Raw genomic sequence first — 15583 nt, forward strand, 5'->3', positions numbered from 1 at the left:
CTGGGTTAGGTGTAACCGTAACCCGGGATTGAGAAGCCATTCATCTATTAAAATCCCGGATTACGCTGTGCTAATCCGGGCCATAAATGAACCCGAGGCACAACCAGCTAAAAAGTAAGTGCTTCTTTTTTATCTTCATCTTCCTCTGCCTCCATAAATGGAGCTGATGGTTGAGTTGACGTTTGAAATGTATCTTGAGACGTTTGCTCAATAAAGAGTTGCTGTTGGCTGGGTTTTGTAATGGTTACAAGTTTTGCCGTATTAAGTTGGAGTTCGGCCAGTTGGTGTAATTCATTGATGCGTTTATCAAGTGTACTGAGATTACGTTCAGCGTCACTTATTTCATTGCTTATTGCAGGAATTGTTTCTTTTTCAAGTGAAATTATGTTGCTACTTTGTCGCTCAATTGTGGCGAGATTATCTTTTATTGTTGTTTGGTTTTTACTTAATTGATTGCTGTCCATATTGCTCTTGATTGTATAAACCAATGCCGCAATGAAAAGACTCAACGTGATAACACCAAGCACAGCAGCAGGGGCTAAAAGTAGGGAAGCAATCAATCCTCCTTCAATAACTATCCCTGCTACGGCAGCCCCACTAGTAAAAATAAGAAAAAGTAGTCCTATTTGTAAAAGGCTATTTCTATAGCCATGTTGCACTTCAATGGTTAGTGCTAATTGTTTATTTTGTTCTTCTAATGTTACATTTTGTAATGCGAGTTGTGGGTTTGTTCTTTTAAATTGAACAACAATATTTTCTTTTTGACGCTTTTCCCCAATTAATTTTTCTTTCTTAAGCTCCGCTGCATTATGCTCAAGTATTACCTTTTGTTCTTCTGCTTTAGTTGAAAGATGCTTGCGGATCAAACTAATAATTTGTTTAAGCGAAGAGTTTTCTTGGTAAGAGAGAGGTGTCACTGATTGTAAATAAATTTCAAGTCGGTCCAGATAAGTTTGATAACTGCTTTCAAGTGCTGTCTGCATTAATTGCTGTTGTTTTTTTTGCAGTTCCTTATGTTTTCCTGAAATGGCTTCATTCAATAAATGGAGATTGCTCTGCGAAAGTTGCAATAAATCTGGATCATTAGTTAAACGAGCTCTAGCTCTTGTTTCTCGCTCCAAAGCTCGGTGTTTTCTTTGTGCTATTTTTTCAAGTAGTAATTTTAGTTGAGTTTCATATTCATTATATTTTTTATGCCCTGTTGAGGAGCTATTTTGGAGTGACTCCAGCTTCGCCTCAAGTTTTCTTTTTAGCACCACGAGGTCTGATTCTTGGTGGCCATGATGCGATTTTTCTTGATGAGTATGAGTTGTTTTTAAATGCTGATCAGACTCAGAATGAGCGTGAGTTGTTTTAGCATGCTGTTCAGTGTGTTCTGAATGTTCATGAACTGTTTTGGCATGCTGATCAATGGGTTCGGGATGAGCATGAGTTGTTTTGGCACTCTGCTCGGGATGAGTATGGGTTCCTTGGGAGTGTGTATTTTGATGTTGATTTGATTCCTCATCAATTTTCTTACGGGCTTTTTCTTGCAGTGCAATGCGCGTTTTAATTTCTTCAATTTGAAGACCGAGCTCCCACATCTCTCGATCAACGATTCTAATTTTTTCTTGAGTGGAACTTAGATCAAATAATAACTGCTTCGATGTTGCTGAGTCGTTTTGCTCTTCTATTAGATCATCTTTTTCTTCGTTCAAGTCATGCTGTAGTTGTTTTTTACACGCATCTAATGTTAATTGTAACGAAGCCTCTGGTTGTTCCATTTTAAGGCGCAGCTCAAGCCGTCTTTCAACATTGTTGGTTACAGAAGAAATCGGGGACATGAGAATACATGAATCGCGTAGTTCAGAGTAATTAGCATGGCCAATGAATGAATCTGTAAGTTGCTCGACCAAATCTTTAATATTCAGTTTTGATAGTGACATGCTCGATTATCCTTATAAAAAAATGAAACTGATTCTGGAAAAACATACATTCCAGAATCAGTTTAGGGGAGGGATATTCGATGACTAAGCGTATGGAAGTACCAATACGGTTGTTCCTACATCAATGAAATTCTCATTCAGCCATTTTGCTGCACCGGGTAAAACACGGATACAACCATGACTGCTGTTGTATTTAGGAACTTCATAAGCCGCATGAATTGCATAACCATCATGGAAATGCATGCAATAAGGCATTTTTGCGCCACCAACTACATGTCCATCTCGAGCAATAGGATATTCATTGGATTTACAGTCAGCACCTTTTTTATTGAACACATGGTAGGTTCCTGTAACTGTTCTACATGATTCATGAATATCATCACAGTAATTCATCCCACCCGATGCGCTGCCTGTCATAACTCTGTTTCCTTGCGCATCATAAGCGGCCCATGCATTAGCCTTAGGGTCAAAAACGAAGAGCTTTTTCCCATGTACATCACGCTTTGTAGAGAAAGCTTTGCGCCCTCGTTTATCATCTTTATAAGGGGTTGTGTAATGTAAATTACCCGCATCATCTGTAATAACATCAGGTTTATCGGTCACGCAGGAGGTTAATAGTAAGCTGATTAGAGGGCTTAGATATATTATTTTTTTCATTAAAAATCCTTAAAAACTGTTCATAGACAGCAAAAAAAAGGCTCGAATCTCGAGCCTTTTTAACAGAACTATGGCCTGTAAACAGGTCCTAGTTTCCGAATTAAAATTTATTATTCATCAGTTAGACGAAAATATTTAGTTCCAAAATATCTTTGGAGTTTCTTACGGATGGTGCCACGGCTAATACCCAGCATCTTAGCAGCTTGTAGTTGATTGCCACGACGTTTTTCCATAACTGCTTGCAGTAATGGTGGCTCAACTTCAGATAATATCATGTCGTAAAGGTCATCAATGTTTTTGGTCTTGTTTTCAGCAAGAAAACGAGTAACTAAATTGTAGACTAAATCTTGGAGACCTTGGTCTTGCTTAGTCATGCTTAGAGTAGTATCAGGTGTTTCAATGACAGTCATCTTAACTTCCTTATTATTAATTAAATCACACATTCCAATTGCTAACATTTAAAATGAAAGCAAAATTAATTGTACATGAAGGATAATTGATATTCTATATTTTTAAGAGAAAACTATGCATTATTTTCGAGCAATTCATTCACCACAAGACCAAATAATGAGCGATCAGATTTTTCTGAGGACAATGATTTTTTTACCTTGGATAATTTAGAAATCATCTTTTGAGGTTGTTCTGGATCATTATAAAAACGATCAATATATCGAGTTAATTCATAGGCATTGCAATCGTATTGTAAAAATTCAGGAACAATCATACTGTTCGCTAAAAGATTGCACAGACCAAAAAATTTTACTTTGATGAACTGCATTGCTAGGGCGTAGGAAATAAGTGACGATTTATAAATAATACACATAGGCTTTTCTAATAAAGCACACTCAAGAGAGGCGGTTCCGGATGCAACAATGATAAAATCTGCGGCGGCCATGCAGTTTATTGCCTTACCTTGTACAAAGCTGATAGGCAAATTTGTATTAGAAAAATAATGTTTAATTGTTTCTGGATTAATTGTATCTGCAACGGGAATTACAAAATGCAGGTTAGGGTAGCGTTGTTGCAAAATTTGCGCCGTATCACGCAGTATTGGCATATGATATTTAATTTCGTTAGTACGACTTCCTGGAAGCAGTGCAAAAATATTGGCGTCCTGAGGAAGTCCCAGTGCTGTACGTTGAGATTGACTATCGTCTACCGATATTATTTTTTCTACTAAAGGATGGCCAACGAAGTTTACTGGAACTTGAGCCTTTTCGTATATCGTTTTCTCAAAAGGCAGGATAACTGCCATTTGGTCCACACATTTTTTTATAATATGAATGCGATTTGCTTTCCAAGCCCAAATTTGAGGGCTTATATAATAAAGAATTTTGATACCTAATTTTTGTTTTGCATATTTAGCCAGCCTCAAATTAAAGCCTGGGTAATCTACTAAAATAAGCAAATCTGGTTTTTGTTGCTTTAAATGTTTTTTGATGGCAGTAAATGCTTTACGAATTACATTAAGGTGGCGAATAACCGCTGTAAGTCCTGTAACTCCAAAACGCGCCAAATCAGAAATGATTTGGGCTCCGGCCTCTTGCATATGGTGACCACCAATTCCACTAATCTCTATATCGGGATAGGTAGCTTTTAATTGCCTAATTAAAACTGATGCATGAACATCACCTGATTCTTCACCCGCAATAATGACAACGCGTTTAGATTTTTGCATGACGTTCCATCAAATTATTCTGAATAAGCGCAGTAATTTTCTCTGCGGTTTCGAGCGCAAGACGACCATCTTCACCAGTAACCAATGGTATGCTGTTTTCTTCAATGCATTGGAGGAATGACTTTATTTCTTCAAACAAAGCATCGCCTTTTTCAAATTCTTTTTCATCACGAGTGATATCAGGAATACCAGGAAATAATTCGCCATTTCCTTTTTTAAATACAGCAAATTTTTTGTTTTGATAATCGATTGAAAGATATGAATTAGGCTGAAATATCCTTGTTTTGCGTTCTGTTTTAAAGCTTACTCGACTTGCTGTAATATTGGCAACACACTGATTGGCAAATGTAATATGGGCATTGGCAATATCGATTGCATTAGTAATGACTGGCGTCCCGTGGGCATGAATTGATGCAATAGGGCTTTTTACTATATTTTGTACTAAATCGATGTCATGAATCATAATGTCAAGAATCACGTTAACATCTGCACCTCGTGGGTTAAATGGAGCTAAGCGCTCTGATTGTATAAATAAAGGTGTATCTAAATATTCATCTAAAGCCAAACGCGCAGAGTTAAAGCGTTCAAGATGCCCTACTTGCAATTTCACATGGTTTTTCTTGGCAAGACGAATTAATTCTTCGGCTTGCTCTATGGTTTCAGTAATTGGTTTTTCAATTAACACATGTATGCCATGTTCTAAGCATGCTTTGGCGATATCAAAATGCTTATTAGTCGTTGCGGCAATGCTTACTGCATCAACATTACCAAATAAGTCTCGATAATCATTATAGCCTGGTACCTGTAATTCTTGTGATACGGCCTTTAATGCTTGCTGATTTAGGTCACAAACCCCAACTAACTCGGCATTTGGAAGGAGTTTATATTTTTGTGCATGAAATCTACCCAAATAACCTACACCAATTACTGCGCAACGAATTTTACTCATTAATGTCTATATGCTAATTATTTGTGCGAATGATCGCATTTCCTGGATGATAAATCAATTTTAAAAGAGTATTATTAGTCAACATTAAAGCCATGGCTATACTGAATTTAAAGAACGAGAAGAATATTATGCTTATAGCTGGAGTAGATGAAGTAGGACGTGGTCCTTTGGCAGGTGCAGTGGTTACCGCAGCAGTTATTTTAAAAGAACCTATTGATGGTCTTGCAGACTCAAAAAAATTAAGTGCGAAAAAGCGTGAATTGTTATCTGCTCAAATAAAAGAGCAAGCTATAGCTTATGCATTTGGTAGAGCAGAAGTAGATGAAATTGATACCCTCAATATTCATCATGCTACTTTGTTGGCGATGCAACGCGCAGTTGAAGCGTTACCAATTCAGCCAGATCAAGTTTTGGTTGATGGCATACATCTCCCGAAGTTAAGTATTCCTTGTAGGGCAATTGTGCAAGGTGATAATTTGATTCCTGAAATTAGTGCTGCCTCTATTCTTGCAAAAGTATTTAGGGATGCAGAAATGGCTGAGCTTGATGCGATTTATCCTGGATATGGATTTGCGGCACATAAAGGATATGCGACCGTAGCGCATCAGGAAGCTTTAAACCGACTCGGCCCGTGCATTATTCATCGTCGAAGTTTTGAGCCAATTGCAGCATTGCTTTAGGTTCCTGTCGAACTCAATAACCGTAGGCTGGGCTTCTAAGCCCAGCATGTAACAAGGTCAATGTATGAACATTATCGATAAGTTACTTGTTAATTGAGATAACAGTGATGGACATTATGAGGCGCTCAGCAAATGCTGGGCTTAACAACCCAGCCTACTACAGGGTTTCGCTGCTGCGCCAGGCTATTTTAATTCAGGCGATTAAATAAAATCTTATGTGAACTAATGGACATTAAGATCCCAAAACTCGCCAAAAAGGTAACCATTGCTGTACCGCCATAACTGACTAGAGGCAAGGGAATGCCAACAACAGGAATAATTCCCATAACCATGCCAATATTAACAAATCCGGACATAAAGAATGACATGGCAAGACTTGCGGCTAAGAGACGAGTATAAGTAGTTTGCGCGTGTGACGCGATGTTTAGACTTCTTAGTGAAATTAAAACAATCAGTGCGATAATAGCGAATCCACCTGCGAATCCAAATTCTTCACTTGTTACTGCAAAAATAAAATCTGTAGCATGTTCCGGCAAAAAGTTAAGATGAGATTGGCTTCCTTGCAACCAGCCTTTTCCTGCAAGACCTCCTGAACCGATGGCGATTTTGGACTGAATAATATGATATCCAGCTCCTAATGGATCTTGTTCAGGGTCAAGCAGTGTATAAACACGTTGTTTTTGATAATCATGCATGACATGCCAAACTACGGGGATTGTCGCACCGACTAAGAGCATGAGTAATAAAATAATCTTAAAACGAATTCCAGCTAAAAATACGACGCATACACCAGCAGCAGCGACCATAATTGCGGTCCCCAAATCGGGTTGCTTGGCAATAAGCAGGGCAGGGACACAGATAATGAGCCCTGCGACAACAAGTGATTTAAAACTACTGGGCCGTGCTTGTCGATCAAAATACCAAGCAGCCATCATAGGAACGGCCAATTTCATGATTTCGGAAGGTTGAAAGCGAAACAAACCCAGTTCAAGCCAGCGTTGCGCTCCCTTACCAATTTTTCCCATAAGCATCACCGCGATTAATAAGGTTAGTCCTACACTATAGATCCATGGAGTCCATATTTTATATTTATGAGGCGGAATAAAGCCAAGCACAATCATGATGAGCGATGCAAAAATAAGTCTCATTGATTGTCGTAAAATCATGCCTGCATTGGCATTGGAGGCGCTGTATAATATTAAAAGGCCAAAAGCGCCTAGTACAAGCAATAATCCCAATAAGGGAAAGTCTAGATGAAGTGATTTTGCGGTAAAACGATAAACGGGTTTACTGTGTCTTCTGTTCATGAGTTTTCATCGGATAAAGTTGGTAGTAAGTATCGAGTACTTTGCGTGCGACTGTGGAAGCAGCAACATCATTCTCAACAACAACTGCAAGTGCAATTTCAGGCTCTTCGACTGGAGTAAATGCGATAAACAGTGAGTTATCGCGCAATGCTTCAGGAATGTCCTCATATTTTACTTTTTCATATTGTCTACCGCTAAATACTTGTGCGGTACCGGTTTTTCCTGCAACTGGATAAGGGGGATTACGTCCAAAGCGATATCCCGTACCTTCATTGCTGATTAATACATTATGCATTGCGTCGGCAACAATATCCCAATTTGCTTCATCTTTAAGATAAATGGGATACTCTTCAACAGGCTTATACTGTTTGGTTTCACCGCTATCGCTGTTTACAGTTTTCGTTAATAAATGAGGTCTAAATCGTTGTCCATGCTGACTTAAAGATGCTGTTGCATTAGCCATTTGTAACGGTGTAGCCAACATAAAACCCTGGCCTATAGAAGAGATTAAGGTATCGCCAGGATACCAGGGTACACCTTTAGTCTGTTTTTTCCACCGCAAGCTGGGCACAATACCTGAGGCTTCCTCATAAAGATCAATATGACTTAAATGACCTAAGCCAAATTTGACCAGCATGTCTTCAATATTTGAAATACCCATTTTATTGCCGAGTTGATAAAAATAGGTATCGCAAGACACAGTGATCGCACGTTTAAAATTGATCATTCCATGGCCTGTTTTTTTCCAATCTCTATAAATGTGGCTGGCAGTAGGGAGTTTATATCGGCCTGGATCGTAAATGGTTGTTGCTGTTGTGACAAAGCCTTTATCCAATCCTGCTAATCCCACAAACGGTTTAATTGTTGAAGCGGGCGGGTATACACCTCGTACTGCTCGATTAAACAAAGGCCTTTGTAATGTATTGGAGAGTTTTTTATAATCTTTAGAGCTGACACCGCCTACAAAAATATTAGGATCAAAACTTGGAGAGCTTACCATTGCCAAAACTTCCCCATTCTTAGAATTAATCAGGACAACCGCTCCACGTTTGTCTTTTAGCGCTTCATAAGCTGCTTGCTGTAGTCTAGCATCAATACTTAGGTAGAGTTTTTCTCCTGAGCGCGGATTAATTTTATCAACGACTCTTAGTGTTCGCCCACTGACATCAGTTTCCACCATTTGGTATCCAACTTTGCCATGGAGTACATCTTCATAATATTTTTCTATGCCGGCTTTCCCAATAAAGTTTGTAGCACGATAATTGGTTGGATCGACTGCTTTTAATTCTTCAATATTAATCCTGCCGACATAACCTAAAACATGGGCGGTTATCTCTCCTAAAGGATAATGACGCATCAGGCGCGCTTTAATACTGACGCCAGGAAAATGATATTGATTGATAGCAAAAAGGGCCACCTCTTCTTGAGTTAATTTCAATTTAATTGGTATGGGTACAAAAGATCGGTTTTGTTTTCGAATTCGTTTGAAATTTTTTATATCTTCATCAGAGATTGAGGGAATGAGTTTTTGTAATTCGATTAATGTTTGATCGATATTTTTAACATGCTCAGGAATAATTTCCAGAACATAAACAGGAATATTTTCTGCAAGTAATACGCCATTTCTATCAAGAATTACTCCTCTAGGTGGCGCGATGGGAATAATACTCATCTGGTTTTTTAAAGACAATGTCTGATATTTTTTGAATTCAGATATTTGTAGAAAAGCGAGTCTTAAAACAAGAATTAAGGATAAAATAATAAGGAAAGCAACCAACAAGTTAATTCTAAAAAGTTGGTGCTGAGATTCTGACCGGTAATTTTTAAAAGATTTATTTAGACTCATTGACGCACAGTCAGTTAAGCTGGACCCAAAAAGACGGAATATTAACTTAAAATTTGATTGTTTACTAGCACTGTAGTCTTGGAGTTAGGCTACAACGATTACTTATGATATGGATGATTGTTAATAATAGACCAAGCTCTATATAAAGTTTCTAGCAAAATAATACGTACTAATGGATGAGGAAGAGTGAGTTTTGATAAAGACCAGCGGTCATCACATAATTTTAGAATGTCTTGTGACAGCCCCTCTGGTCCTCCAATTAAAAAGCAGAGATGACTGGTTGTTTGGTTCAACTGCGAGATTTTCAGGGCTAATTCTTCGCTGCTAAATGCTTTACCTTCTATTTCTAAAGCAATAATTCGAGCGTTATTGGGTAAAGCCTCTTTCATTAAAGCAGATTCTTTCTCCATTATCCGTGACAAATCTGATGACTTACTGCGTCGAATTAGAGGTATTTCAATTATTTTTAGTTGAATGCCATCATTGAGTCGTTTGGCATACTCATTTGATCCTTGAGTAACCCAATCAGGCATTTTATTGCCTAAAGTAATAATCGTGATTTTTAGCATAATGGATTATCAGTCTTTTGGAGATTCTTCCCACAGACCTTCCAGATTATAGTATTGCCTGTACTCAGGTTGCATGACATGAACTATAAAGTCGCTAAAATCAATAAGAACCCAATCACCAGTTTCCAAGCCAGTACAATTCATAGCAGGGGAACCAGCAGCTTTCATATCTTCCATTAATTTTTGTGCGATTGCTTTGACATGGCGAGATGCACGTCCTGAAGCAATAATCATATAGTCAGTAATTGTTGTTTGCTTTCGAACGTCAATTACTTTAACGTCAATGGCTTGATTATCATCAAGAAGTTGCAATAGTTTTGTTAATGTTGGATTTTGATCTGGCATAAGTATACGAATTATTTATAAAAAGCGCTGAATGATAGCAGCATTTTCTCTATATAAAAAGAGTTGAAGTGAATCCTATTGTTTGTTTCTACGTAATTTCCTGAATTATAAAAAATATATCTATATAAAAATCAAAGTTGGGTGAAACAAAAAGAGCCTACTGGCTATACTTTATTTCACCCTAAAAGTGCTTATTCTGTTAAGTGAACATGGGTTAATAAGAATTTAATTACTGCAAATAGCACCAAACAGCCTAAAGCAGCAATAAACAGTATTCCTAGCTGCTGAGTAAATGCAGCAGCATAAAGCGTTTTTAATATAGCAATGTTTTTTTCACCTGAAGGAATAGCGGTTAATGAAGCAAGTTTGCCTGATAGAAACCCACCAATCCCCAAAGAAACAAAAAAGATCCCCATTAAGGTACTCACTTTATTCTTATCTGCTAGAAGTGTAATAGCAGATAAACCAACGGGAGATAAAAGAAGCTCTGATAATGAAAACATTAAATAAGCTGGGATGATTAAAAGTGGAGAAAGTAGTGCATTTTTGTCAGTGAAATTACTCACTAAAGCGATCACAGCATAAGCTACAGTAATAATACATATAGCGAGTAGAAATTTTTTCCCAATACTTAACCCACGTTCTATCAGATTAAGCTTAGGATTTTTTCTTGCTAGAAAATAGCCAATAATCAACATCCCAAAACTTTGAATAGTCACGTAATACGGTGGTGGGAATTGAATCCCAAGAAATGTTGGCTCAACAACTCGTGAAATAAACAGAGTTAATGACATAAACATTTGAAAGTAAAAGGACCAGAATACAACAGAAATAATACACAATAAGCCAATGACTAGAGTTTGCCTGGATTGATTTGCATTTTCTTTGCTTACTGAATAAAAAATGTAAGCGGCAGAAAATAAAACAACAAGACCAAAAATAATATTAGCTAATTGGGGCGAATTGAGGATATAAAAAGATAAAGACCACAAAAACACCATGAGTAAAGCAGCAGCAATAATTTTTTTATATTGAAAAACAAAAGGATTGTAATCTTTAATGTTGTATTTTTTGATTCCATAAAAGAATACGAAAAAGGCGATAACCATACCAATCGCCGCACTTATAAATGAGGCTATCCAACCAAAGTGTGTGTTTAAGATACTTGGGACTGTAGTACCTAGAATAATACCGGTGGTAATTCCCATATAAAAAATAGTAAAACCACTTTCACGACGTGCAGAACCTATAAGATACTCGTTACCCAACAGTGAAGAGATATTGGGCTTGAGTAAACCTGTCCCTACGGCAATTGCAGCAAGTGAAGCAGTGAGTACTGTGGTGTTATCCACGAGCGATAAAATACAGTAGCTTATAAAAAGCACAATGGCCCCAAGTAAAACAGCTCTCTTTTGACCTATTAATTTGTCAGCTATCCATCCACCCACTACTGGAGAAAGATAAGTCAATGCAGTAAATGAACCTACTAGAGCATAAATTTGCTTGTCAGGCCATTTAAAGTGTAAGGCTAAATAAAGTGCTAGAAGCGATTGAACGACATAAAAACCGTATCGTTCCCACATTTCAGTAGCAAAGAAAATACGGAGTGACTTGGGATGTTTTTCAGAGTAGGTGTGCACTGTACTTACATGGTTCGTTAACGTAAGCCGGAGTATACCATATAATCTTGTGTAATAATAGACAATGTGTGTTCATAATGGCCACTGAAAATGTAGTGATTTAGGTTGATTATGAAGTAAATGATTACAAAAAATATCCATTGAACTGACACAGATTCATCCTAAATTTCTAATACTCAAATTGTATCTATGCGCTGAAATAGCTCTGGTGTATGATGCTTCTATTTTTAGTTCATTACGGAGCATTCTTAATGGAAGAATACACGACGAATCGAATCATTAAAGCAAATCAGGGCACAGAAAAACAAGCCAAAAGTTGGCTTACTGAGGCGGCACTTCGCATGTTGTGCAATAATCTCGACCCAGATGTGGCAGAAAACCCTGATTCTCTAATTGTTTATGGAGGCTTAGGAAAAGCCGCACGTAACTGGGATTGTTTCAATAGAATTGTAGAAGTGCTCAAAACCTTAAATGATCAGCAAACCTTATTGATTCAATCGGGAAAACCTGTGGGCGTTTTTACAACTCATGAAGATGCTCCCCGAGTACTTATTGCTAATTCCAATTTGGTACCTCGTTGGGCTACCTGGGAACATTTTAATGAATTAGATAAAAAAGGTTTAATGATGTACGGGCAGATGACTGCTGGGAGCTGGATTTACATTGGCTCGCAGGGCATTGTGCAAGGAACGTATGAAACTTTTGTTGCGGCAGCTCGTAAACACTATGCGGGAAATCTCGAAGGACGTTGGATCCTAACCGGTGGGCTAGGTGGTATGGGTGGTGCTCAAACCTTAGCTGGAACTATGGCTGGAGCCAGTATTTTAGCTGTTGAATGTGATCGTTCACGAATAGAAAAACGTATTAAAACCAGATATCTAGATCGTTATACAACGGATTTAGAAGAGGCTTTAAAGTGGATTAATGAATCCTGTCAGAAAAAAAGCCCAATATCTGTTGCTATTTTAGGAAATGCTGCAGAAATTTTTCCTCAGTTAGTAAAACTGGGGGCTGCTCCTGCCTTGGTCACTGATCAAACCAGTGCCCATGATCCTTTAAATGGTTATCTTCCAGCAGGCTGGACCTTGGAACACGCAGAAAAAATGCGAAAAACGGCACCAGATGAAGTGGTTGCCGCAGCGAAAAAATCTATGGCAGAACAAGTACATGCAATGCTTGAATTCCAAAAAAGAGGCATTCCTGTTTTTGATTACGGTAATAATATAAGACAAATGGCTTTTGAGGCTGGTGAAAAGAATGCGTTTCAATTTGAAGGGTTTGTGCCTGCATACATACGTCCTTTATTTTGCGAAGGAATAGGGCCTTTTAGATGGGTTGCATTATCTGGGGACCCGGAAGATATTTATGCTACGGATGAAATGGTTAAAAAACTTATTCCTGATAATAAGCATTTGCATCATTGGTTGGATATGGCGAAAGAAAAAATTGCATTCCAGGGTCTGCCTGCGCGGATCTGTTGGGTTGGATTGAAGGATCGAGCGCGTTTGGCATTAGCTTTTAATGAAATGGTTCGCACCGGCGCTGTAAAAGCACCTATAGTGATAGGTCGTGATCATTTAGATTCAGGCTCTGTTGCCAGTCCTAATCGTGAAACTGAGGGGATGATGGATGGTAGTGATGCAGTATCTGATTGGCCTTTACTCAACGCTTTATTAAACTGCGCGAGTGGTGCAACCTGGGTTAGTATTCATCATGGTGGTGGTGTAGGCATGGGATTTTCTCAGCATGCCGGTGTAGTGATCGTTGCTGATGGGACAGAAAAGGCTGCACAGCGTTTGGCAAGAGTGCTGCATAACGATCCTGCTACTGGGGTTATGCGTCATGCAGATGCAGGTTATGAACTTGCAAAAAAATGTGCTAAAGAAAATGCACTTTGGTTACCTATGGAAGCTTAGTCTAAATTTTCGTTAGGGGTTTTAAGTACAGTAAAATGATTATTAAATTGTGATCTCATGTTGGGTAAGACCCAATCTATTTTAAGGAGGTAGGTAGTGCAAGAGTCTTTTATTCTTCAACCGGGTGAGTTGAGCTTGCATTCAATCAAACAGATTTTTGCAAAGCAATTACATTGTGTTCTTGCTAAAGAGGCATATGAACGGATTGAGGCGTCACATCAAACAGTTAAAAAAATAATTCATAATAAAAAAACGGTGTATGGCATCAATACAGGTTTTGGATCATTAGCGAATCAGACGATTTCAGTAGAAAATTTGAAACAATTACAGCGCAATATTGTTCTTTCTCATGCTTGTGGGACAGGCGAATTGCTCTCAGATGAAATCGTTGGATTAATTGTACTCCTTAAAATAAATAACTTAGCGCAAGGATATTCTGGAGTGCGCTTAGAGCTTATCGAAGCTTTGATTTCCTTATATAACCATAAAGTTTATCCTTGTATTCCTTCTAAAGGTTCTGTAGGTGCTTCTGGTGATTTAGCTCCTTTAGCTCATATGGCTTTACCTTTATTAGGTGTTGGCGATGTGCGCTATCAAGGGGAAATCATTCCTGCCATACTGGGGCTGAAGATTGCAGGTTTAAAACCTATTGAATTGGAAGCAAAAGAAGGACTGGCACTTTTAAATGGTTTGCAAGTGTCAACGGCAATTGCCTTAAATGCTTTGTTTACTTCAGAAAGCTTGTTTGAAACCGCTCTTATTGCAGGGGCTTTATCTGTTGATGCGGCAAATGGGAGTGATGTTCCATTTGATGAACGTATTCAAAAGGCGCGTGGCTATCAGGCTCAGCAAGATGTAGCAACATGCTACCGAAAGCTATTGGCTGGAAGTGAGATTCGTGCAGCTCATCTTGATTGTGCTCGAGTTCAGGATCCATATTCCTTAAGATGCCAACCTCAAATTATGGGTGCAATATTGCATCAAATCCGCTTTGTAAGAGAAACCTTACAGGTAGAAGTTAATGCAGTCTCTGATAACCCACTTGTTTTTAGTGAACAAGAACAGATAATTTCAGGCGGTAATTTCCATGGGGAAATGGTTGCTATGGCCGCAGATAACCTTTCTTTAGCAATTGCTGAAATAGGGGCAGGATCGGAACGGCGTATTGCATTATTAATTGATAAAAGTTTTAGTAGCTTGCCCGCATTTTTGATTAAAGAAAGTGGATTGAATTCAGGATTCATGATTGCTCATGTTACTGCCGCTGCTTGCGCCAGCGAAAATAAAGCCTTTGCACATCCTCATTCTGTTGATAGTCTTCCAACATCTGCAAATCAGGAAGATCATGTGTCTATGGCGACCAGTGCAGCACGTAGATTACATGCTATGAACGATAATACAGCAACTATTTTAGCTATTGAGTTATTGGCTGCGTGCCAGGGACTCGAATTTCATAAGCCTTTAAAATCATCAGCATTATTAGAAGATGCTTACAAACGATTACGTTCTTATGTAGCACCTTATGACACTGACCGCTTTTTTGCACCTGATATTGCCGTAGTCAAACAAAAAATTCTGAATGAAGAGTTTATCACTCCATTTTTCCATTTATGGGATAAAAATTAGGGAATAAAGTGACTATTGAAATTTATACCGATGGTGCATGTAAAGGAAATCCAGGCCCTGGAGGTTGGGGGGTATTGCTTCGCTACAAGGGACAAGAAAAAAAATTATATGGCGGAGAAGCTCATACCACTAATAATCGTATGGAGCTTATGGCAGCTATTAAAGGCCTTGAAGCCTTAACACGTCCTTGTACCGTTAATTTATATACTGATTCCCAATATTTGAGGCAAGGGATGACAGATTGGTTAGCCAATTGGAAAATAAACGGCTGGCGTAACTCAAAAAAGGAACCTGTAAAAAATGCAGATCTATGGAAATTATTAGATGAATTAGCTTCTCGTCATCAAATAAAATGGCACTGGGTCAAAGGGCATTCGGGGCACACAGAAAATGATTTGGTTGATGCTTTGGCAAACCAAGGAATTGAAGAGTTAAGTGAGTAAAT

The 15583-nt window shown here is 38.3% G+C and carries 14 protein-coding genes; 4 read left to right on the forward strand and 10 right to left on the reverse strand.

Going from position 1 to position 15583, the window contains the following annotated elements:
• Positions 1-107: 107 nt before the first annotated feature.
• The 5 genes from BGO44_RS07150 to BGO44_RS07170 form a co-directional block, all read right to left on the reverse strand.
• Positions 108-1925, reverse strand: coding sequence for a hypothetical protein (locus tag BGO44_RS07150; protein ID WP_273200611.1), 1818 nt, complete (start codon positions 1923-1925; stop codon positions 108-110).
• 84 nt (positions 1926-2009) lie between these two features.
• Complete coding sequence (locus BGO44_RS07155) at positions 2010-2582, reverse strand: L,D-transpeptidase (protein ID WP_058510166.1); 573 nt, start codon at positions 2580-2582, stop codon at positions 2010-2012.
• Positions 2583-2692: 110 nt separating this feature from the next.
• Positions 2693-2992: a helix-turn-helix domain-containing protein gene (locus tag BGO44_RS07160; protein WP_028380363.1), complete on the reverse strand. Its 300-nt coding sequence runs from the start codon at positions 2990-2992 to the stop codon at positions 2693-2695.
• A gap of 113 nt (positions 2993-3105) precedes the next feature.
• A complete protein-coding gene (gene lpxB, locus BGO44_RS07165) occupies positions 3106-4260 on the reverse strand; it encodes a lipid-A-disaccharide synthase (RefSeq protein ID WP_273200614.1) in 1155 nt (384 codons plus the stop codon).
• Positions 4247-5209 carry a Gfo/Idh/MocA family protein gene (locus BGO44_RS07170; RefSeq protein ID WP_273200616.1) on the reverse strand — a complete coding sequence of 321 codons (963 nt, stop codon included), beginning with the start codon at positions 5207-5209 and terminating at the stop codon, positions 4247-4249. Before BGO44_RS07170 ends, lpxB begins: the two co-directional genes overlap by 14 nt.
• Before the next feature lie 128 nt (positions 5210-5337).
• Between BGO44_RS07170 and rnhB the strand changes: the two genes are divergently transcribed.
• Complete coding sequence (gene rnhB / locus BGO44_RS07175; RefSeq protein WP_058510169.1) at positions 5338-5889, forward strand: ribonuclease HII; 552 nt, start codon at positions 5338-5340, stop codon at positions 5887-5889.
• A 188-nt stretch (positions 5890-6077) separates the two neighbouring features.
• On the opposite strand, the gene rodA is transcribed toward rnhB, so the two are convergent.
• The 5 genes from rodA to BGO44_RS07200 all read right to left on the reverse strand — a co-directional run bounded on the left by rodA (position 6078) and on the right by BGO44_RS07200 (position 11596).
• Positions 6078-7196 carry a rod shape-determining protein RodA gene (gene rodA, locus BGO44_RS07180; RefSeq protein ID WP_273200617.1) on the reverse strand — a complete coding sequence of 373 codons (1119 nt, stop codon included), beginning with the start codon at positions 7194-7196 and terminating at the stop codon, positions 6078-6080.
• Positions 7177-9042 (reverse strand): penicillin-binding protein 2, encoded by a 1866-nt coding sequence (gene mrdA, locus BGO44_RS07185; RefSeq protein WP_273200619.1) that lies wholly within the window; start codon positions 9040-9042, stop codon positions 7177-7179. The genes rodA and mrdA overlap by 20 nt, the downstream gene beginning before the upstream one ends.
• A gap of 98 nt (positions 9043-9140) precedes the next feature.
• The gene (rlmH, locus tag BGO44_RS07190) at positions 9141-9611 is read right to left on the reverse strand and encodes a 23S rRNA (pseudouridine(1915)-N(3))-methyltransferase RlmH (protein WP_273200621.1); all 471 of its coding nucleotides are present in this window, start codon (positions 9609-9611) and stop codon (positions 9141-9143) included.
• 9 nt (positions 9612-9620) lie between these two features.
• Positions 9621-9956 (reverse strand): ribosome silencing factor, encoded by a 336-nt coding sequence (gene rsfS, locus BGO44_RS07195; RefSeq protein ID WP_273200623.1) that lies wholly within the window; start codon positions 9954-9956, stop codon positions 9621-9623.
• Positions 9957-10147: 191 nt separating this feature from the next.
• A complete protein-coding gene (locus BGO44_RS07200; protein ID WP_273200624.1) occupies positions 10148-11596 on the reverse strand; it encodes a peptide MFS transporter in 1449 nt (482 codons plus the stop codon).
• Positions 11597-11847: 251 nt separating this feature from the next.
• Between BGO44_RS07200 and hutU the strand changes: the two genes are divergently transcribed.
• The 3 genes from hutU (at position 11848) to rnhA (ending at position 15581) form a co-directional block, all read left to right on the forward strand.
• Entirely contained in the window at positions 11848-13512 is a 1665-nt protein-coding gene (hutU, locus tag BGO44_RS07205; protein ID WP_273200626.1) for a urocanate hydratase, read from the forward strand.
• A gap of 96 nt (positions 13513-13608) precedes the next feature.
• On the forward strand, positions 13609-15138 hold the full coding sequence (gene hutH, locus BGO44_RS07210; RefSeq protein ID WP_273200628.1) for a histidine ammonia-lyase: 1530 nt from the start codon (positions 13609-13611) through the stop codon (positions 15136-15138).
• Between the two features lie 8 nt (positions 15139-15146).
• Complete coding sequence (rnhA, locus tag BGO44_RS07215) at positions 15147-15581, forward strand: ribonuclease HI (RefSeq protein ID WP_058510177.1); 435 nt, start codon at positions 15147-15149, stop codon at positions 15579-15581.
• Positions 15582-15583: the final 2 nt, after the last annotated feature.

Source organism: Legionella sp. 39-23 (assembly GCF_001897665.1).
In the GTDB taxonomy this organism is placed as follows: Bacteria; Pseudomonadota; Gammaproteobacteria; order Legionellales; family Legionellaceae; genus Legionella; species Legionella steelei.